The organism is Shewanella sp. VB17 (genome assembly GCF_013248905.1).
GTDB lineage: Bacteria > Pseudomonadota > Gammaproteobacteria > Enterobacterales > Shewanellaceae > Shewanella.
In genome coordinates this window covers 2,040,392-2,061,327 of record NZ_JABRVS010000001.1, presented here as the reverse complement: position 1 = coordinate 2,061,327, position 20,936 = coordinate 2,040,392, and the positions used below count along the sequence as shown (strand labels likewise).

At 40.2% G+C, this 20,936-nt stretch carries 20 protein-coding genes; all 20 read right to left on the bottom strand.

Annotation, left to right across the window (positions count from 1 at the left end):
• Window positions 1-11: 11 nt before the first annotated feature.
• The gene (gene fliN, locus HQQ94_RS08865) at window positions 12-395 is read right to left on the bottom strand and encodes a flagellar motor switch protein FliN (protein ID WP_254304176.1); all 384 of its coding nucleotides are present in this window, start codon (window positions 393-395) and stop codon (window positions 12-14) included.
• Between the two features lie 107 nt (window positions 396-502).
• Window positions 503-1,531 carry a flagellar motor switch protein FliM gene (gene fliM / locus HQQ94_RS08860; protein ID WP_173296579.1) on the bottom strand — a complete coding sequence of 343 codons (1,029 nt, stop codon included), beginning with the start codon at window positions 1,529-1,531 and terminating at the stop codon, window positions 503-505.
• A 168-nt stretch (window positions 1,532-1,699) separates the two neighbouring features.
• A complete protein-coding gene (gene fliL, locus HQQ94_RS08855; RefSeq protein WP_173294075.1) occupies window positions 1,700-2,212 on the bottom strand; it encodes a flagellar basal body-associated protein FliL in 513 nt (170 codons plus the stop codon).
• 131 nt (window positions 2,213-2,343) lie between these two features.
• On the bottom strand, window positions 2,344-3,954 hold the full coding sequence (locus tag HQQ94_RS08850) for a flagellar hook-length control protein FliK (protein ID WP_173294074.1): 1,611 nt from the start codon (window positions 3,952-3,954) through the stop codon (window positions 2,344-2,346).
• A 169-nt stretch (window positions 3,955-4,123) separates the two neighbouring features.
• On the bottom strand, window positions 4,124-4,570 hold the full coding sequence (gene fliJ, locus HQQ94_RS08845) for a flagellar export protein FliJ (protein WP_173294073.1): 447 nt from the start codon (window positions 4,568-4,570) through the stop codon (window positions 4,124-4,126).
• A 56-nt stretch (window positions 4,571-4,626) separates the two neighbouring features.
• Window positions 4,627-5,967 (bottom strand): flagellar protein export ATPase FliI, encoded by a 1,341-nt coding sequence (gene fliI, locus HQQ94_RS08840; protein WP_173294072.1) that lies wholly within the window; start codon window positions 5,965-5,967, stop codon window positions 4,627-4,629.
• Window positions 5,968-6,046: 79 nt separating this feature from the next.
• Window positions 6,047-7,381 carry a flagellar assembly protein FliH gene (fliH, locus tag HQQ94_RS08835; protein ID WP_173294071.1) on the bottom strand — a complete coding sequence of 445 codons (1,335 nt, stop codon included), beginning with the start codon at window positions 7,379-7,381 and terminating at the stop codon, window positions 6,047-6,049.
• Window positions 7,381-8,430, bottom strand: coding sequence for a flagellar motor switch protein FliG (fliG, locus tag HQQ94_RS08830; RefSeq protein WP_173294070.1), 1,050 nt, complete (start codon window positions 8,428-8,430; stop codon window positions 7,381-7,383). The genes fliH and fliG overlap by 1 nt, the downstream gene beginning before the upstream one ends.
• Window positions 8,417-10,123 carry a flagellar basal-body MS-ring/collar protein FliF gene (gene fliF, locus HQQ94_RS08825; RefSeq protein ID WP_173296578.1) on the bottom strand — a complete coding sequence of 569 codons (1,707 nt, stop codon included), beginning with the start codon at window positions 10,121-10,123 and terminating at the stop codon, window positions 8,417-8,419. The genes fliG and fliF overlap by 14 nt, the downstream gene beginning before the upstream one ends.
• Window positions 10,124-10,212: 89 nt before the next feature.
• Window positions 10,213-10,545 (bottom strand): flagellar hook-basal body complex protein FliE, encoded by a 333-nt coding sequence (gene fliE / locus HQQ94_RS08820; protein WP_173294069.1) that lies wholly within the window; start codon window positions 10,543-10,545, stop codon window positions 10,213-10,215.
• 134 nt (window positions 10,546-10,679) lie between these two features.
• Window positions 10,680-12,038 (bottom strand): sigma-54 dependent transcriptional regulator, encoded by a 1,359-nt coding sequence (locus tag HQQ94_RS08815; RefSeq protein WP_173296577.1) that lies wholly within the window; start codon window positions 12,036-12,038, stop codon window positions 10,680-10,682.
• Window positions 12,025-13,143 carry a PAS domain-containing sensor histidine kinase gene (locus HQQ94_RS08810; protein WP_173294068.1) on the bottom strand — a complete coding sequence of 373 codons (1,119 nt, stop codon included), beginning with the start codon at window positions 13,141-13,143 and terminating at the stop codon, window positions 12,025-12,027. The genes HQQ94_RS08815 and HQQ94_RS08810 overlap by 14 nt, the downstream gene beginning before the upstream one ends.
• A gap of 240 nt (window positions 13,144-13,383) precedes the next feature.
• The gene (locus HQQ94_RS08805; RefSeq protein ID WP_173294067.1) at window positions 13,384-14,817 is read right to left on the bottom strand and encodes a sigma-54 dependent transcriptional regulator; all 1,434 of its coding nucleotides are present in this window, start codon (window positions 14,815-14,817) and stop codon (window positions 13,384-13,386) included.
• A 282-nt stretch (window positions 14,818-15,099) separates the two neighbouring features.
• Complete coding sequence (fliS, locus tag HQQ94_RS08800) at window positions 15,100-15,510, bottom strand: flagellar export chaperone FliS (protein WP_173294066.1); 411 nt, start codon at window positions 15,508-15,510, stop codon at window positions 15,100-15,102.
• Between the two features lie 10 nt (window positions 15,511-15,520).
• Window positions 15,521-15,838: a hypothetical protein gene (locus tag HQQ94_RS08795; RefSeq protein WP_173294065.1), complete on the bottom strand. Its 318-nt coding sequence runs from the start codon at window positions 15,836-15,838 to the stop codon at window positions 15,521-15,523.
• A 33-nt stretch (window positions 15,839-15,871) separates the two neighbouring features.
• Window positions 15,872-17,242, bottom strand: a complete 1,371-nt coding sequence (gene fliD / locus HQQ94_RS08790; protein ID WP_173294064.1) for a flagellar filament capping protein FliD — start codon at window positions 17,240-17,242, stop codon at window positions 15,872-15,874.
• A gap of 37 nt (window positions 17,243-17,279) precedes the next feature.
• The gene (locus tag HQQ94_RS08785) at window positions 17,280-17,666 is read right to left on the bottom strand and encodes a flagellar protein FlaG (RefSeq protein ID WP_173294063.1); all 387 of its coding nucleotides are present in this window, start codon (window positions 17,664-17,666) and stop codon (window positions 17,280-17,282) included.
• A 119-nt stretch (window positions 17,667-17,785) separates the two neighbouring features.
• Window positions 17,786-18,604: a flagellin gene (locus HQQ94_RS08780; RefSeq protein ID WP_173294062.1), complete on the bottom strand. Its 819-nt coding sequence runs from the start codon at window positions 18,602-18,604 to the stop codon at window positions 17,786-17,788.
• 239 nt (window positions 18,605-18,843) lie between these two features.
• The gene (locus HQQ94_RS08775) at window positions 18,844-19,665 is read right to left on the bottom strand and encodes a flagellin (RefSeq protein ID WP_173294061.1); all 822 of its coding nucleotides are present in this window, start codon (window positions 19,663-19,665) and stop codon (window positions 18,844-18,846) included.
• A gap of 78 nt (window positions 19,666-19,743) precedes the next feature.
• A complete protein-coding gene (flgL, locus tag HQQ94_RS08770) occupies window positions 19,744-20,934 on the bottom strand; it encodes a flagellar hook-associated protein FlgL (protein ID WP_173294060.1) in 1,191 nt (396 codons plus the stop codon).
• Window positions 20,935-20,936 lie beyond the last annotated feature (2 nt).

Below are 20,936 nucleotides of genomic sequence, written 5' to 3'. Positions count from 1 at the left end.
ATGTTCAACCTTTATTTAAGCTTTTTAATACGTTCAGTTTGACTGATCACATCAGTTAAACGAATGCCAAATTTATCATTTACCACAACCACTTCACCGTGAGCAATTAAAGTTCCATTAACCATCACATCTAATGGCTCACCTGCAACTCTATCTAACTCAACCACTGAACCCTGATTAAGTTGCAATAAATTACGAATATTAATCAGACTGCGCCCCACTTCCATAGAGATGGTGACAGGAATATCCATAATCCCGTCTAGCTTCTTAATATCTTCTTCTGTCAGTGCAGGAGCCGTATCGGTAAGTTCATCTAATTCAACCGTTTCAACTTTTAGCTCTTGTTCGGACATGGCATCAGCCCAATCATCACCGGGTTCTTCTTGTTCGGCCATCGCATCAGCCCAATCATCACCGGTATCTTCATCTGTGTCTTCAGTGCTCATTTTTACAACCTTTATATTTTAATGGTTTGTTTTTACCTATGACTGGCAGCAGCCATTTATAACTCTTTAACTTCCCTCACTTTAGCTTTACGTTTAATCAGCTGAAGCTCTGACTTTGCAGTTTCAGGCCGCGGGATTTTCTGAATAATACGTAATGCTAAATTGTCACGAACTTTACCTAATGTACATCGATATGTGGGAAGATCTTCCACTTTTAAAATAATATTTTCAGGTAATTCAACCGGTATAATGTCTCCTTTTTTTAATTCCATCACATCTTTTAGTGTAAATTCATGATCGACAATTGTTGCATCGATGCCAACATCAACGTCCATGATTTCATCTTTTAAGGCTTGTGACCAACGCATGTCAGTATCTTGTGTATCACTTTGCACACCAGCATCTAAGAGTTCACGTATGGGCTCAATCATGGAATAAGGTAATGTGATATGAAAATCACCACCGCCTCCATCAACTTCGATATGAAACGAACAAATAACAACAACTTCTGTGGGACTAACAATATTGGCCATTGCAGGGTTTACTTCTGAATCCAGATAATCAAACTCGACATCCATAACCGGCGCCCAAGCATCCTTATAATCTTCAAAAATAATCTTAAGCAGCAGCTGGACAATCCTTCTTTCAGTCGGTGTAAATTCACGGCCCTCAATCTTGGCATGAAAACGACCATCTCCTCCAAAAAAGTTATCAACTAAAATAAAGACAAGCCGCGCTTCCATCGTGATTAACGCAGTCCCTTTCAATGGATTAAAACGCACCATATTCAAACTGGTCGGTACAAATAAAGAATGTACATACTCACCAAACTTGAGCATTTGTACGCCATTGATTGAAACTTCTGCCGCGCGACGCATCATATTGAACATACTGATGCGTAAATGACGAGCAAATCGTTCATTCACAATTTCAAGCGTTGGCATTCGTCCACGGACAATACGATCTTGTGAAGAGAAATCATAAGAGCGAGTATTTACGTCACCCTCATTAACATCCTCTTCCTCTACATCATCGACACCATGCAGTAACGCATCAATTTCGTCTTGGCTTAATAAATCCACAATGTAGCCTTATGTAAACTAAAAATGAATCGATTCATCATACAAAACTTCACCAATGTTAATGCACATCGCGCTAACGCGTACATCAGACACCCTGTAAAATGGATCCTACGTTGTCATTACTGTAAAATTGAAATAAACATTTGTAAACATACACAACTTATTGGTTAACTATTGCATAACAAAACCAGTAAACAATACTTTTTCAACCACTTTACGCCCAGTAACAGACTGTAACGTATTTTGAACATTAAGTAGAGCCAGTTGCCGTAACTCATTTTTACCCACTAACGAACTTAACTTTTCAACATCGGCACTACTAAAAGTCGTCAATAGTGCATCTTCAATTAATGGGATGTGTTTTTGAATTTGGACATCGTCATCAGCTCCTCGCACCATTAATTGGACTTTTATTTCAACTAATCTTGAGCGAGTTGCACCAGGTAAATTAAAAAGAAATGGTCTTGGCATACCAACATAAAATGCTTCTCCGGTATTTTCTTCTTCAACAACTTCAGCCATGCTGCCATCATCCATAGCTTCAGGCTCACTAGAACCTAAAAAAAACCAAATTCCTCCCCCAATAGCCAACAATAAAACGAACCCTATGACACCAAATATGATCAGTTTCTTACTTTTAGGTTTATTCCCTTCTTCGACTTCTAATGATTCTTCATCAGCCATTTTCTTTCCCTTTTACAAGTGTCTCTAGCATCCATTATATGCGAAATCCCGACAAAACCACTTAGCCATAATAAGGATTCTAATTAAAATAAGGTTACTTCCTTATATTAGCCCACTATAAGATTAATCGCTTATGCGTAATAATCTATACCAGAACGATAACTTGTTGCTTGTTTTGAGCTTATTAACGATTCTTCGGATGTCATTTCATCCAGTTCAGAACCCAATTGGCTTTCCCCCTCATCAGTTCCCTTTTCTCCCTCCTCCCCATTTTGCCCATTATCTTGGGAAACTTGGCTATCAAAGAGTTGCATTCCTTGCTCAGACAAGAGCTCTTTTAATCTAGGCATCGCTTGCTCAATAAGATCTCGGGTTTGATGTTGAGCTACTTGAAATTGAACTTGAGTCTGCTCACCTTGAACCTGGATACGCACAATTAAATGCCCCAGCTCTGGTGGATCAAGTTTAATTTCAGCATATTGCCTTCCTTGACTAACCATTGTCACTAACTGCTGTTTCATCACAGGAGAAAAACGCTTAATCATGTCTTCCATCTGCACTTGCTGTTCATTGCTTTCTTTCAACGACAATTGAATTTGTGACAGTTCATTTCGCGGAGCTTGTTGTGGTGTTAGCTGCGAATTTATCTGTTGTGGTTTGGATTCTGATGATGTGTCAATAAATGCTGGATTTAGCTCAACGGCTGCTTTCATCGGTGTCAATTTAACTGACAAATCAGCATTTTTAAGCTGTTGTTCCGCCGTAATTTGACCTTCTGTTAGCAACTTACTGTTACTCGAGATGACAACTTCAGTTTGACTAGAAACTTTTTCACCCAATATATGACTAAACTTGCTTTCATTTCCATTATGAATAGATTCTTGTTTACCCGCAATTGGGATCTTTCGCTCCTGACCACCAGTATTGTCTTTATCTGCTTCAACTTGTTTAAGCTTATCGAGTGATAATTCTTTTACCTCATTGTTCACTATTGCTGTCTTTAACGGCTCTTTATCTAGCGGTCTATCAGACACCATTTTAACATCTAATCCTTTATTCTTCTCAGAGCCATCTTGACGATTTACCACATCGTCATCAGTTAATGCCGTTATATTTTTACTTGTATCAAGAACATCTTGAATCTCTTGATTATTTCCACCACTTTTAATTAACGTCATAAGTAAAGATAAGGTTTCAGGTGGCAATGCTTGTAGTTCTTCTTTCGTCAGTCCACTTTTATTTTGTAACTCATTAAGAGATTGTTCATCTAGCAAGTCAATATTGAGCGCCACCATTATTGCATCAATTGATTCCCCATCTACCACTTCATCTACCACTTCATCTACCACTTCATCTATCACTGCTTCATCAAGCGGCAAGTTATCACCGCTAAATATAATGCTGTCACTTAACTCTGCGGCTAAATTAAGTTGTGCTAATACGTGAGAAACATCAATCAAATCCTCAGCATTAAATTCATCCTCAACGGTTGATTCAATGAGACTCTGTTCTACATTTTGTAATTGCTCTTCATCTTGAACCTCGCCATTAGTAGGATTAACAGCTTCATCCACTTTAGATTTAACTTGTTGTTTTCCTTCAATCCCTGCTTGCTCTAATGCGGTAGAAAAATCATTATTCCCAATAGATTTACTGTCGTGCTCTGTTGCTTGTTTAATCTCAGCAATAGGCAGGCTTTCAGCCTTATTACCCGCTAAAAGAACATTGGTCACTTTCTGCATAAAGCCTCCGAAAAACACGATAAGCCATGAAATAAAGGCTCATTACTAGCGTCAAAATACCGACCGCTGAGATCAAAAAAATTCATATAATAAATAAAAGCAATTTTAATGCCATAATAAACAAGGGCTGGATTTTATTGTATAATACTGGATAAGGATAAAAATAAAGCTACCGTATCGGTTTTTTATAAAGCTGTTGGATAGCAAATTCATCAATCATTTTTTGCTCTTGTCTTTGCTCCTCTTGCTGCTTTTTTTCAGCCTTGTGAGAAAGAAGAAGTTCAACAGCTTTGCGCTTCTGTTGTGCCTCTAACCAATATTGTTGTCGGTGTATTCTTTGGGTATCTGCATCCTGAATTGAGGCCATCTGCTTCGTTGTGGCTTCGTCTATTTGTCTAACAAACTGATGAAACTGATGGTAATAACTTGCACTAATACTTTTGCCCTGATAGTTTTCTATTTGTTTCATATAATCAAGGCGATAGCTTCTTAAAGCTTCCAGCTGGCTTTGGCATTTTTGCAACATTAACTGAGCTGATTTCAATTGCAAACCCGCTTGAGCTTCAGCTTCTTTTGTAAGCTTTAGCACTGTATCTAAAGGATCATGTTTTGCCATTTAATCTCCAATACCTTCAATCAGTAACCATAAAAGCCTTTTAATTAAAAAAAACGTTACACCTTACATTGGCCAGCTAATTGAGTCAGCATCAGCTCACTACTGGCAAAACTAAGTGTTTCTTTCATTGTTTGCCTTAAAAAAGCATTCATGGCAGGCTGTAAGCGAATGGAATTATCGATCCTAGGATCACTGCCTTGAGTGTAGGCACCAATAGAAATAAGATCTTTATTCTGTTGATAAAGAGAATAAATTTGCTTCACACGCCCCATAGCGTCTAAATGTTCAGCACTGACCACCATCGGTGCTACACGGCTAATAGACGCTTCAACATCAATCGCTGGGTAATGTCCTGAATCGGCGAGCTGACGAGACAACACGATGTGCCCATCTAAAATCGCTCGGGCTGCATCTGCAATCGGATCTTGAAGATCATCCCCCTCAGTTAATACAGTATAGAATGCAGTGATCGAACCTTGATCTGGTCCACCATTGCCAGCTCTTTCAACTAGCTTAGGTAATTTTGCGAATACCGAAGGCGGGTAACCTTTTGTTGCAGGAGGTTCGCCAACAGCTAAAGCAATTTCTCTCTGAGCTTGAGCATAACGGGTTAAGCTATCCATTAATAATAATACATTGTAACCAAGATCTCTAAAATGTTCCGCTATTCGGGTTGAAGTTTCACAGGCGCGCAACCTCATCAAAGGAGAAGTATCAGCTGGAGCTGCGACCACCACAGAACGAGCTCTCCCCTCATCTCCTAATATTTCTTCAATAAACTCCTTCACTTCTCGGCCACGTTCACCCACTAATCCCACCACAATAATATCGGCTGTCGTGCCTCGGGTCATCATACCCAGAAGCACACTTTTACCCACACCTGAACCTGAAAACAATCCCATTCTTTGGCCTTTACCGACAGTCAACATTGCATTAATCGCTCTCACCCCAACATCGAGTGGTTCAGTGATAGCACGGCGGGATAGGGGGTTAATAGGGAGTGAGTGCCTAGGTGCTTTTTGATCCGTTTGTAACCTTCCTAGACCATCCAAAGGCAAGCCATTACCATCGAGTACCCTGCCCAGTAAAGCCAACCCCACATCCAAGCCCCCTTGCTCTCCTAAAGGAGTCACCTTAGCACCAGGTAACACGCCTCTAAGCTCTTCTATTGGCATTAAGTAAAGCAGTTTATCATCGAAACCTATCACTTCAGCACCGAAGCTCCCTGCTAACGTTTCAATACTACACAGGCTACCGATTGGAGCACGGCAACCTGCAGCCTCCAAGGTTAATCCAACAACGCGTACAAGCTGACCGCTCGCCTCAGCAATAAAAGGCGTCACTTTATTCGATTGCAGTCTTATTTTATTAAGCAACTTGTTGTGGCGGTTGTTCATTTTATTCGCCTTTTACTAAAACTATGTAATCCTTTACAATGAAATGGTGACAAATTAAAACCAGTTAAAAGAATTGATTTTATTCGGGCTTACCATCAGAGAGCGTGTCACCCGCCTTATTCATTTGATTATCTGGCTCATCACCCGATAATTGATTATCCACACCATCAATTTCATTACCCAGCTCATCACCCGATAATTGATTGTCCTCACCATCAATTTCATTACCCAGCTCATCACCCGATAATTGATTATCCACACCATCAATTTCATTACCCAGCTCATCACCCGATAATTGATTATCCTCACCACCAATTTCATTACCCAGCTCATCGCCCGATAATTGGTTATCCTCACCATCAATTTCATTACCCTGCTCATCGCCCGATAATTGATTATCCACACCATCAATTTCATTATCCAGCTCATCACCCGATAATTGATTATCAATACCACCAATTTCATTATCCAGCTCATCACCCGATAATTGATTATCAATACCACTAATTTCATTATCTGGCTCATCATCAGAGACATTTGCAACATCAGGATTTATAGCATTCTCAAGTGGATCTAATTTATTCATCATGGCAGCAGTACTCAATGAGTTTTTCTGTTGCTCAACAACTTGATTTAAGTTCTCATGATGATTCTCTAATTCTTCTAACACTGCACTTATTCTAGATTCAAGCCTCATATCAACACTGCTACGTTGACTTAAAATGACACAGTCTCCACGAGCAAGGCTAGGATCTATTTCCAGATCCCAACGATTTTTTTCCAGTTGATTGATTGTATATAACTCTTGAGTGAGTTCGTGATCATCGGGATGAAGTCGGATCACAACTTCTTGCCCTCTCAAAGATAAAGAATCCACCCCTTGTCTTAATGCCGCTAATACGTGCTCTGGGTGAGTGTTAATCTCATGATGTATAACAGCGCGAGATAATTTTAATGTCAACGACACTAATTCTTGTTCTATTTCGCTATCAAGTAATTCAAGTGGTTTCTCAAACTGTTCAAGCAAGCCTTCAAATCGTTTCACCAACACGATGGCCTTCTCCATCCCCTCTTGATAACCTTGCGCTGTGCCTTGCTCGAAACCTTCACCATGCCCCTGTTTTAAGCCTTCAAGGCGACCAGTGTCAAGGCCAACTTGATGCCCTTCCTCTTTTCCTTGTGCAAAACCTTCTTTTTCAGCCTCCTGCCTAATCTCTTCTATTTGGATCAACGTTGGGGGTAAAATTGACTCATGTTCCTCTACGAGGATTTTTTGAACCATTTTTCGACCAAACAGATTTAATGCATCTTCAGATGGCACTTCAGTGATATCAGGGATATGCCAATGAGTAAACTCACTTTCTGTTTCTTGGGGAGCAGCCTCTGTTGACGTTTCATGTTTAGTGTGTTTCATTATAAGAACTCTTCACCGCCACCACCGCCTAACATAATTTCACCACTATCACTTAAACGCCGCGCAATGGATAAAATTTCTTTTTGCGCGACTTCAACTTCGCTTATCCTAATTGGCCCCATGGCTTCTAAGTCATCAGCCAGTAATTCCGCGGCGCGCTTAGACATATTCTTGAGAACTTTTTCTTTCAGTAGATCATCAGCTCCTTTAAGGGCTTTCATCAAAACATCCTGCTGAATTTCTCTCAATAGCGCTTGTATACCTTGATCATCAACATCGATTAGGTTTTCAAATACAAACATCAGATCTTGTATCTGCTGAGCCATCTCTTCATCCGTCTCTCGTAAGCTTTCCATGAGTTGGCTCTCAACACCTGTATCTAAGAAATTCATGATACTAGCAGCAGCCTTCAACCCCCCCATTTTAGCAGCCTGCGCACCTCCTTGCCCTGCGAACTGTTTCTCCATAATATCATTTAACTCTTGCAATGCCGCAGGCTGAACTTCTTCCAAATTGGCAATCCGTTTCAATAAATCGACACGTGTGTTTTCTGGTGACTGAGAAAAAATTTCAGCCGCTTGATCTGGATCTAAATAGGAAAGTACAATGGTTTGGATTTGCGGATGTTCATTTTGAATAATTGTCGCAACTTGACGTGAGTCCATCCATTTCAGAGATTCAAGTCCCTTAGACCCGCCTCCCATAATGATCTGTTCAATCAGATTACCCGCTTTATCTTCACCTAAAGCAGCCGTTAACGCTTTGCGCACAAAATCTTCGCTGTTAAAACCAATCGAAGAGTATTTTTGCACTTCATCAAGAAAAAGCTGATGTACTGCCTTCACTTTTTCCTGACCAAAATCATTCATCGCAGCCATGACCATGCCGACTTTTTGCACTTGTTTAGGCTCGAGGTTCTTTAAAATAGAAGCGGCATCGGATTCATTTAAACTCAACAATAATATTGCTGTTTTCTCTGCACCGCTAAGCTCATCGGTTAACGATCCCCCACCAGCACTCCCCTCTGCCACTTCTTTATCTTTGTCCATCTTCTTGTAACCATCCTTTAATCACTTGCGTCGACAGTTCAGGCTCATTAGCAACAAGCGCTCTAATTGCCTTAATCATGTCATCGTCTTTATGTAAATCAGGGATCAAAATAGAGCCATCATCATTGTAACTATATTCAGCATCAGGGCGGTCTAACATACCCAGCGTATCTGATGCATATTGATCTTCTATCTCAGCAAGTTCATCACCAAATTTAGGCTCATCTGGCAGGTCTGTTTTATTTGGATTAATAAGCTTACTTAACATAGGTCTGACAACAAACAAGATCAACAGCAGAATAACCATGCCTCCCATGGCTAACTTAATGGCTCGCCAAAACCAAGGTTGTTCCCATGCTTTTACTGCAGGCGCTTCTTCAATCAATTGATCCATAAAGGGGACGCTCACCACTTCAATCGCATCACCTCGCTGAGTATTAAACCCGACAGCCCCTTCGAGTAGACGCCGAATATTGGCCATCTCTTGCTCTGTTCTAGGTATGCGGTTGACTTGACCATCTTCCGAAGCAGGCCCTAGCTTAAAGTCTACAGCAACCGATACACTCACTCGCCTCACTACACCTATTTGTTGTCGAGTATGGCTGATTGTAGTATCTAATTCGAAATTTCGAGTGGCTTCTTTATGTGAAGTTCCTGAACTTTTACTGCTTTCATTTGCATCCTTATTCAGTGCATCTTGTGGGATATTCGCTTCCATTGGTGGTTGATTACTTAATGCTCCAGGTATTCCACCAATGAGCCCAGAGTTAGCATTATTTTCAACCGTCATCTCGCTGCGCAGAGCTGGAAGATCGGGATTAAATCGTTTAGTTGTTTGCTCTACAGCAGTAAAGTCCATACTCACATCAACTTGAGAAGTAAAATTTTCAGGACCAAGGATCGGCATTAAAATGGAATCAACTTTATTACGATATTCTGATTCTTTTTGCTGAACAAGTTCGGATTCACGCCTAGCCCTTGCTGACACTCCATCTTGGCTACCTGAATTGAGTAAGCGACCGTTAGAGTCCGTCACAGTGACTCTAGTAGGCTCTAATCCTTGTACTGCTGAAGCGACTATATCAACAATTGAATCCACTTCTTCTTGCCCTACTCCACCACGCCGAGCATTTATCACCACTGTTGCACTCGGTTTTGAACGATTTCTTGCAAAGACATTTTCTTTTGGAATGGCCAATATGACTTTTGCACGACTGACACTTCGCAACTCTTCAATCGCTCTTGCTAAATTGAGCTCTTGGCTATGCTTTAATCTTGCCATTTCCATGCGTTGACTGACACCAAACCCAGCATCTTGGCTTAAATAATCATTCTCACTGGCAGAACTCGTCACTCCTTCTCGGCTCAACATCAATTTAACATTTTGATATTCATCTTCAGGTACTTTAACAACATCGCCTTCAATCTTATAAATGATTTTATTTTTATCCAGTACATCTAGCACCATGATCATATCTTCTGTCGCCATTTTCCCCAACGGCCTGAATTCAGGCTCTTGCGCCCATAACATCACAGATACAGCAACAGCAAGACAAATTGCCAATGCAATAATCATCGTTACCTGACGTAACATATCCACTCCCCCAAAGGAGCCAAGTCCGCCAGATTTATTCTCTTCTTGTACACCATCTGCCATATCATCATCTAGAGCAGGATCAGTACCTACAACCATATCTGTACTCAAAATATATCCCTACTTGTCTATTCTCTAACGTGTGAGCAAAATACTATTAAAATACAAAAAGGAGTATGACGAATGAATTATACTGGCATACTCATAATAGATTTATATGCTTCAATAAGCTTATTTCTAACTTGAACTGTGGCTTCAAATGCAACACTGGATTTTTCTCTGGCAATAACAGTCTCAGATAATGTGACTCTGTTATCTCCCATATCCAACCGAGTTGCCAAGGATCCTGAATTGGCCTGAAGTTCGCCAACACTTTTAACCGCTTGTGAGAGTAGATCACCAAAATCACTACCAGATGTATTATTTATTTGCTGAGTTATTTGGGGATTAATATTCCCAGTAGGGATCTCACCACTGAGTGACTGCATCTCTTGCAGTAAAGAATTAGCACTAATTTGCATAACTTCCTCCAAAATAGTCGACTAAAAGTAAAGTATTGACAGATAGTTGACAGAAATGACTGTTAACTAGTTAAATGCAATAATCCTGCCAAAATGTGATTTTTTAGTACGATATCAATAAATCCCCATCATGACTATGCGGGGATCTGTATACCTGAATCTCTCATTTTCGCCATTTTATATCTTAGTGTTCTGGCACTTATTCCTAATCGTTCAGCCACTAGCTTTCGACTCCCTTGACATTGAGTCAATGTCTCCAAGATAATGACATGCTCTTGCGCTTTTAATTCATCACCCAAAGCATCCAATTCAACAGAATCCTCTAAACCACTTGATGGGCGTTTTTTATCCTGTGTTAATATCACCTCATCAGCATCAATAATAATCTCGTTCGCTGTAATGCTATGTCCGCTCATAATAATTAACGCTCGCTGGATCACATTATCTAACTCCCTGACATTACCAGGCCATCGATAAGTCAGTAATCGGCGTACGGCACTTTCTTCTAATTTCGGCACCTCAGTGAACCCGCTGGTGATTGCATGCCTTAACAATAAATGTCTCGCCAATGGTAATATATCAGCAGGCCTTTGATGCAATGCAGGCCAAGTGAGAGGAAAAACATTAATTCTGTAGTAAAGATCTTCTCTAAATTCACCAGATTTTGCCATTGATTTGAGATCACGATTCGATGTTGCCAACACCCTAACATCAAGTTTAATATTCTTACGTCCACCAATACGCTCAACCTCTTTCTCTTGTAAAACACGTAGCAGTTTAGCTTGCAGCCCTAGCTCCATTTCAGAAATTTCGTCAAGTAATAATGTGCCTCCTTGTGCCTGTTCAAACTTACCAGGGCAAGCTTGATAAGCGCCAGTAAAAGCGCCTTTTTCATAGCCAAACAATGTGGCTTCAAGCATATTTTCAGGAATTGCAGCACAATTAATCGCAACAAATGGTTGTTCTGAACGTGAACTGTTGAGATGAATAAACCGGGCAAGTACTTCCTTACCTGAGCCACTGGGGCCCATTATCATCACAGAAGCATCAGAGGTGGCAACTCGCTGCGCTAACGACAATAAAGCTAAACTTTTTTCATCTGCAACAACAGGTTGCTCATGAGACAATTTAGGCTTCAAATAACGAGAAACTTGATTTAATAGCACCTCTGGTGCAAAAGGTTTTGCCAAATAGTCAACAGCACCTAATTTCATCGCATTAACGGCATTGTCTATCGTCGCATATGCTGTCATTAACAATATCGGCACGTGAGCATGCTGTTGCTGAAGATAGTTCAGTAAACCTATGCCACCGATCCCTTCCATCTGCACATCACTGATCACCATATCAAATGACTCATTTTTAAGTTTTATAATTGCATCTTCAGCAGAAGCAACATCAATGCATTCATAATGTGCCATCAATAAGGTATCGAGTAAGGCTTCACGAAGTGCACGATCATCTTCGACCAGTAATAACTTACCTTCTGACATAGTCAGTCCCTCCATCATCTTTACTGCAGTAAAACGGATTTGACTGCTCAGTTTCATTCCCCACTATTTTGGGAAAATGCAACAAAGCTCTACACCCATTATTTTTTTCACATCTAAGTTGCATCTTGCCATTATGATTAGCCACAACGGACTGCACGACTGCTAATCCCAGTCCAGTACCTTGTGGCTTTGTGGTGAAGAAGGGCTCAAGCACCTTATGCTGCATTGCTTTGTCTAAGCCTTGACCATTATCGATAATGTCGATGTGTAAACACGAATCTGTTTCATACCCTTGAATTTTGACCTTAGTCGATCCCGCTTCAATACTGTTGACAACAAGATTATTAATCGCAGAGCTTAACGCACTATGGTTAGCAAAAAATAAACTATTAGAAGTGTCAACAAACTCTAACTGGCATAAATGCTGCTCGGCAATAGGCTCACAATTAGCTAATACGCTTGTCATTACCGTTGAAATATATTCTGGCTCACCTTTGTCTTGTGGACGACCCTTCGCCATCAAGAGCATGTCATTAACCTGATGCTCTAATTCATTAAGCCTATCGACTAGCTTAGTTTGAAATCGTCTTCTTGACCTATCAGTCAATTTTAGGCTACCTAGATTTGATGCGTACAACAAAGCAGCTGTCAATGGGGTACGTACTTGATGAGCTAATGTTGCCACCATTTTACCTAAAGCTGACAGTCGCTGTAGATGGGAGATATTTTTTTGTAGAAGACGGGTTTCAGTCAAATCGGTGAGCACGATTAACTGCCCAGCTTCGGGTGTAAGAGGAGTGATGGCAAGTTTGACTCTACGGCCATTACGAAGTGAAACCTCATGCCCATCATCATCTTGAGGAGCAAAAGCACGATTGATAACTTCAATCCACTTTACCCCCACTAAAGGTAATCCTAATAGTGTCGATGCTACCGGATTAACATCAGTCACTCGTCCATCATCATTGATAATGACAACCCCCGATGGCATCGCATGTAAAATACGTTCAATCCGGTTGGACATATTGACTCCAGATGCCGTGTCCAACCACTGATTGGCATGCAGAGCCACTTTATCGCATAGTATTTGAGAGTTTACAGGCATATCCACTCCGTCAAAAAATTGCTACTGACGGGGTTTATGCAGATTTTAAGCCAGAAAAAAACAACAAGGTTAAATTAATGTTTTTTTTATTATTTAACCACCCTAAATAAAGATGATAATTATCACTTATCATCAAAAAAACAAACATCATAAATAAAAAAAACCTCATATAGCGGTGATATTATCACCCATATATGAGGCTGTAATGTCTATAAATAAAAGCATAAATACGCTATGCCACTATTCTTTTCCCATGCCATACTTTCTCATTTTTTCAACTAGTGTTGTTCGCCTAATCCCTAGCATTTCGGCCGCTCTAGCCACAACGTTATCTTGCTGCTCTAAAGCTTGTCTAATCATATCGATTTCAAGCTCAGCCAATAGATCTTTAAGGTTTACGCCTTCTGGTGGTAATTCACTTGGAAAACGAGTTTCTGGAATAGCGATAGGCTCTTCATTACTAAAAATAGAAGCGAGTGCATCACGTTCAAGCTCCTCTTCACTGACTTCAACACAATATTCAGGCACGTCGATATGGCGATATTTAATTGGCAAATCATTCACATCCACTAAGCCACCAGGATAGAGAATAGTCAAACGTTCAACCAAATTAGATAACTCTCTGACATTACCGGACCAAATATGCTCTTTTAGTGACTCGATTGCTCTTTGAGTAAAGCGTACTTTACCTCTACCTTCGTTATACACACGGCTTACTAATTCTTGCAGCAACAGAGGAATATCATTTTTTCGCTCGCATAACGCAGGCATTTCAATAGGAAAAACATTCAGTCTATAGTAAAGATCTTCTCTAAATTCACCTTCTAAAATCATGGACTCTAATTCACGATGAGTCGCAGCTACGACACGAACATCGGTATGAATAGGCTTATTGCCACCGACTCGTTCAAACACGCGTTCTTGCAATACCCTCAATAATTTGACTTGCATCTGCAGAGGCATATCGCCAATTTCATCTAAGAACAAGGTTCCTTTTTCAGCTAATTCAAACCGCCCCTTACGTGCACTTATCGCACCAGTGAAAGATCCCTTTTCATGACCGAAAAGCTCACTTTCCAGTAATTCTGGAGGTATAGCACCACAGTTAATAGGGATAAAAGGCCCATCGCGTCGTTCTGAAATATAATGAATATTTCTTGCAACGACTTCTTTACCTGTACCTGACTGGCCTAAAACAAGTACAGTAGCATCAGAAGGAGCAACTTGATTAATCAAATGGCGTACCTGAGCTATCCCATCACTCCTACCAACCATGCTTCTAAATAATTTAGTTTGATTGACACTTATAGGGACATCTGGTTTTTTAGCCTGCCCAAAAACCTGACAAAAGTGCAGCAGCTCTGTCAATTGTGGATAATTGAGAGGTTCTTCAATATGGCCGAGCACATTAGACGAGACAATGTCTTCCATGTCACCTAACAATAATATAGGTTGCCAAGGTAAAGCCACTGCAAAAGATTGAAGTAACGCTTTAGATTGCATATCCGCAGAGATAATTAAGGCTCTAAATCGAGTATTCTTAATACGTAGTTCGAGTTTATCGACAGCAACTAACTCAACTTGCTCGCCCAAAAATTCACATACACACGATAAGCGATTAATTCGCTCAGACTGTTTACCTACAAGTAGAATTCGTTGATCAGTTTGCATCATTCAAAAGCCATAAAGCGCTCGTTATTATTCGAAATTAATGATTAAGTTTATTGTTTTAAAACTGAAGTAGTGTTTCCAATCTGTGTAGAACAAAACACTACCACAGGAATAGTGTATTATCAGCAAACTATTAGCAAGTACCTGATGCATTTTATGCTCCATTGAATTGATTTTAGCAGATTTTTTACTGAAGATAATCAACAAATCAAAATAATGAAGTCAATAAATTGACTTGGATGAATCAATGAGCAATTGAACACCCTGTCACTACATGAGAAAGAATTACATTGCTTCTGTATGAGACACGACATGATGCATATCGGCCGGAATAGCGTCCCATCCTTCTTTAATTGTTTTTAGAATATCGATAACATCATTGATTGCTTGAACATCATTGTTTATATTGGCTTCAGAGATCCTCCTTAACATAAAGTCGTACAGTTCAGACAGATTACCTGCAATATCACCACCTGCATCCATATCAAGGCTATTATTCAAACCAGTAACAAGTCCAATAGATTTACCAATATAGACACCCTTACTTACCATATCTTGATTTTCGATAGCATAACGACTTTGTGCCAAACGCTGTAATGCCCCTTCAAACATCATCTGTATGATTCTGTGCGGTGAAGCGACTGATATCTCACTCTCAACTGATATTTTACGATATGATTGCAGTGACTTTCTCATATATACCTACCTATTTATCACCGATTGATTTGTAAACATTAATTTGACGTTTACTTTTTCTGCTCAAATGCATCAACTCTTGCCTATGTAACATGATGGCTTTAGCTCTGTGTTCAAAATCTTGCGTAAGCGCTAACTCTTTTAGCCACATAGCTTTATCTTCAGGCTTGATCTTTATCAGGTACCTATCAAGTAGAACTTGGCGCTTATCAACTAATAACAGCAATTTTGATACCAACTCATCTGCTAATTCATGTTCGGCTGGCTCTTTATCTAAAAATATTAGCAATTCGGTAAGAGATTGATTTAATTTTTCCAATTCTATCATGTGACTCAAATTTTACTCCGGTTCAAAGATAGGTTAATTTTCACTTCTTACCACCCCAGGTAAAGAGTTCAAACCACTGATAATACTACCAGACTGTTGATTTAACTGACCAACAATAAGGTCCATTGCATTAAATTGCTTAAACAATCGAGTCTGTAGCAGTTCCATTTTAAGGGTGAAATCTTCTCGTTGCGTATCTAACCGTTGTTTATCACTAGTATAAGCATTATTTCGTGAATCAATAAGCCCAGTCGGTTTAACATAACCTTCAACCAGTTCATCAAGTTGCACGGCAAGTCCTGTCTCATCAGTTGAAAAAAGCCCTTCTATACTGCCAATGTCTTGATCTATCACTGTGTCTAACTTAGTACTGTCAATAGACAGCTTGCCATATCTATCGGCCGTAATCCCTATATCATAAAGAGCAACAGACTCACTATCCACACTGACACGAGAACTGATCATATTACGTGTTTGAGATTCTATCGAGCGAACCATAGCATCCCCTTGAAGGGCTGCTGACGTTTTTTTCTCTTGATCATAAGCGCTAAGCTTAGCAATGGATCCCATTAAACTATTATAAGCATCAACAAATCCGGTAATGTTTCCTTTAATACCTTCTTTATCTAATTCTATTTTGACTGTACTGGTGGTATTAACATCTGCATCAGTAAGATTAAGCGTCACCCCTGTTACCGCACCAGTGATCTCATTACTTTGGGAAGTCAATTTTTGTCCATCAACATAAATAATTGATGGCTTCGCCTCCTGAAGTTCAGTCAAGTTTACCCCACCAAACATATCATTTAAGCTGGTACCTGCGGTGTCCGTTGCCGCGATTGATATTTGATTATCACTGCCTTCAACATCAGAGCTAAGTACTAAGCGGCTACCAGCATCACTGGTAATAATAGTTGCTGTCACCCCCACATTGTCAGTCGCATCATTGATATTTCTTGCAATATCTTCAAGTGACTCAGCAGCACCCACTACCACTGAAAAACTTTGACCATTAACACTAAGATCTAAGCTACCCTCACCTACAGCAGCTGTCGGATCAGCAATATTAATGCCTGCAACCTTATGAGTCGTGGCAAGTTGTTCAACCTGAATATTATAGCTTCCCGTTTCTGCAGTTTTATCGGCCGTTGCGGTGAAAAATTGATTGTCTCCTGTGGATACCGATTTCTGGTTAATATTATTACCGTCTTTGAGTTTCTCAAGCGCGTCTTGAAAAGTAGACAAGGCGCTTTTTAATGTGCCTATTGCTGATACCTTAGAATCAATTGTCTGTTCTTTTTTATTAAAGATGGCTTCTTTAGGGACTTTTTCAGCATCGACTAAGACACCGACAATAGTATTAATATCTAACCCTGAGCCTATTCCCGTCGCTGTTAATGCCATAAAAACCTCATAAAATAACCATATTTAAAACTAACGATCACGCCTCAGTTTTCATCAAAAGCCCTGTGACTTCAGATAATTTCTGTGCTAACTTTATCGCTTCTTCGTTAGGAATTTGCCTAATAATATCACCAGAATCCACATCCATTACTTTAACGATATTCTTACCTGATTCATCAATCTGAAATGCTAACCCTTTACGCATGACTGACATCATATCAGACAGATCATCAACAAGTTTCTGCATGTCTGCTTGGCTGGCTTTAGGCTGAGCTTCATTCTCTTTTTCAGCCTTATCTACCGCTTGAATTGTGGCTCGGCGTTCTAGCTCTGTACTCTCTGGAGCCGTTGCTTTCACCTGCCCAACACTGGGCTCTATTTTCACCGCTGCAGTACTGGATGAGTTGATTAAATTAATATCCATAACTGTATTCTCCTCACATCAAATGGCATCACCATCTTACAACCAACAAGAGGAGATCCGAATCGAACCTCCCTACTTACCTATTTATCTACCACGTATCAACTAAGCGTTAATTGATATTATAGTAAAGATAGAGCAATTTGAGGTAGTTGGTTAGCCTGAGCTAGCATTGCTGAGCCCGTTTGCTGCAACACTTGGTTTTTGGTCATTGTTGACGTTTCTTTAGCAAAATCCACATCAACAATACGGCTCTTAGCATCAGCAACGTTGGCTTGTGTATTAGCACTGTTGCTAATATTGTGAGCGATACGATTTTGAATCGCACCCAACTTAGCTCGTTGGGTATCGATAGTTTTAATCGCCGCATCAATATTAGCAAGAGAAGTAGACCGATTAGCTGAAGTGGCTACCGCTAAAGTATTGACTGACAATGACCCTGCATCAGACTTACCAACAGACACCTTAATATCTTCCCCTTCTTGGTGGCCTACTTGGAATGTTTTACCGGCCGAAAAATCTCCATTTAACAATTTAGTATCACCAAATGCGGTATTACTACCAATCGAGGTAATTTCCAACGCTAATTCATCCATTTCGGCTTTTAACGCATCTAAATCGGCAGTACTGTTTGCCCCGTTTTCAGCTTGGATGGTCAAATCACGCATCCGCTGAAGCATGTTAGTTTGCTCTTGCATTGCCCCTTCTGAGATTTGCGCGATTGAAATTGCATCGTTTGCATTACGCATACCGACTTCTAAACCTCGAACTTGAGAATTCAAACGATTAGAAATACCTAAACCTGCTGCATCATCTTTGGCACTGTTAATGCGCAAACCACTTGATAAACGCTCCATTGAGGCCGCTAAATTACTACTCGACATATTCAGATTTTTCTGAGACTTCAATGATGTGACGTTCGTATTTACTGTAATAGCCATAATTTGTTTCCTCTTTATATACCTGGCTTGAAACTTTGCCTGTCTTCTTAGCCAGGCTGAGCATTTTGGTTACAGTATATTTAACGGCAGAGGAGTTTTTATCTTTAACTTTTTTTCTAAATAAAACGTAAAGATAAGAATTTAATAAATAAAAAACAAACATTACTAATACGTTAGAGAACTGAAAACGACCCCACATAACTGACTATATAGGTGTCGTTTTATGGCATGCTCATAGCCTAACCTAAAAGAGCAAGCGCAACTTGCGGTAACTGGTTTGCCTGAGCAAGCATCGCCGAGCCTGTTTGTTGCAATACTTGATTCTTGGTCATCGTCGCTGTTTCTCGTGCAAAATCCACATCAACAATACGGCTCTTAGCACCTGCAACATTAGCTTGAGTATTAATACTATTACTTATGTTATGCGCCAATCGGTTTTGCACTGCACCTAATTTGGCCCGCTGTGTATCAATCACCTTAATCGCTGCATCTATTCTACTCAGCGATGAATTTCGTCCTGCTGACGTTAACACCGTGAGGGCATTTACAGACAATGTCGCAGCATTAAGCGTACCCACAGAAATAGTGACATCCTCACCCTCTTGGTGACCCACTTGAAACAACTTACCCGCAGAAAAATCACCAGTAAGTAATTTAGTGTTACCAAATGCTGTGCTATTACCAATCGCGGTTACCTCTATGGCTAACTGATCCATTTCAGCTTTTAATGCTTCCAAATCAGCGGTGCTGTTGGCCCCATTTTCAGATTGAATGGCCAAATCGCGCATACGCTGAAGCATGTTGGTTTGCTCTTGCATCGCGCCTTCTGAGATTTGGGCGATTGAAATCGCATCATTCGCATTACGCATCCCCACTTCTAACCCACGAACCTGAGAGTTCAAGCGGTTAGAAATAGCGAGACCTGCCGCATCATCTTTTGCGCTATTAATCCGTAAACCACTTGATAAACGCTCCATTGAGGTTGAAAGATTACCTGTTGAGGTATTCAGGTTCTTCTGTGCTTTCAATGATGTCACGTTAGTATTAACTGTAATAGCCATGTTGACTTCCTCTTTCTTAGTTACAAGGCCAAGATTCGACCTTGGCTAAATTAAATAGATTATCCATTCAAATGTGATCTATATATAATCAAACAGTGAAACAGACCCTACCTGACTAAACACACTAGAAACTGCATTTAATGCCAACTGTTGCTTTTCAAACTCTGTAATTGCCGAGGCATAGTCAAGATCTTCTAACATAGACAGAGTTGAACTATTGACTATCTTCTCGTCCACATGATGTGTCCTATAGCTTTCGATGCTTTTAAGGCTGTTGCCTGTTTCACCTCGAGCAATACTGACTTGATTAACACCACTATCTATATTATTCAATATCTGTGCCAATTCAGATTTACCTTGCGGTGTATTCAACTTATTTGGATCTTCCAATAAGGTAATTGCTTGATTTATTGTATTAAAAACACTGATCCCTGACTCAGGAGCAATACTGAAGCTATCTCCAGCAGTAGGCATACCGTCAAGTTTAACCTCTACACCATTGAAAGAAATTGGGTTTGTAGCATCAAAACCCACTTCAGTCGTCACAAGTACGGCACTAGAATTGCGCACTTCTAAGTTTGCTCCAACCATCGTAAAGGTATAAGTATCTTCTACGTAGGATCCAGGATTAGTAATGTTGGCACTTGATACTGAAAAATCACCCACCTGACTCGGCAGATAATTGGCACTATAATCACCTAACCCACTAGGAGCATTCATAAAAGCCTTATCGCCTGGAATATTTATTTCAACGCCAACCCCAGAGGCAATAACCGCTTCACGTACCCCGCTATCACCGCTATATATCATGTTGCCTGTACTATCAAAAGCAAAAGGTTGCCCACCCGTTTCGTGACCCGCAAAGATATAATTACCCGATTCATCTTTGGTATTGGCAACAGCTAATAATTCTTCTAACGTGGCACGCAGCTCATCGGCAATCATTTGCCGCTCAGAAGGACTTAACGAACCATTGACTGCACGAATAATATGTTCTCTTGTCGAACTCACTAATGTTTCTGTTGCTCCCAACTTACTTTCACTCACACTGAGTCGATTGTTGGCATAATCAATGTTCTTCATAAATTGATCGACTAAGGCATTTTGTTGGTTTAAATTGTCGATGCCTACTGCAGCAACAGGATCATCTCCCGCAGTATTAACTCTCTTGCCACTCGATAGCTGGTCTAAAATTTTACTGGTCGCTATTTGCTTATCTAATACACTGGTAATGCTTTGATTAAACATCTGTGAAGTGGAAATTCTCATGT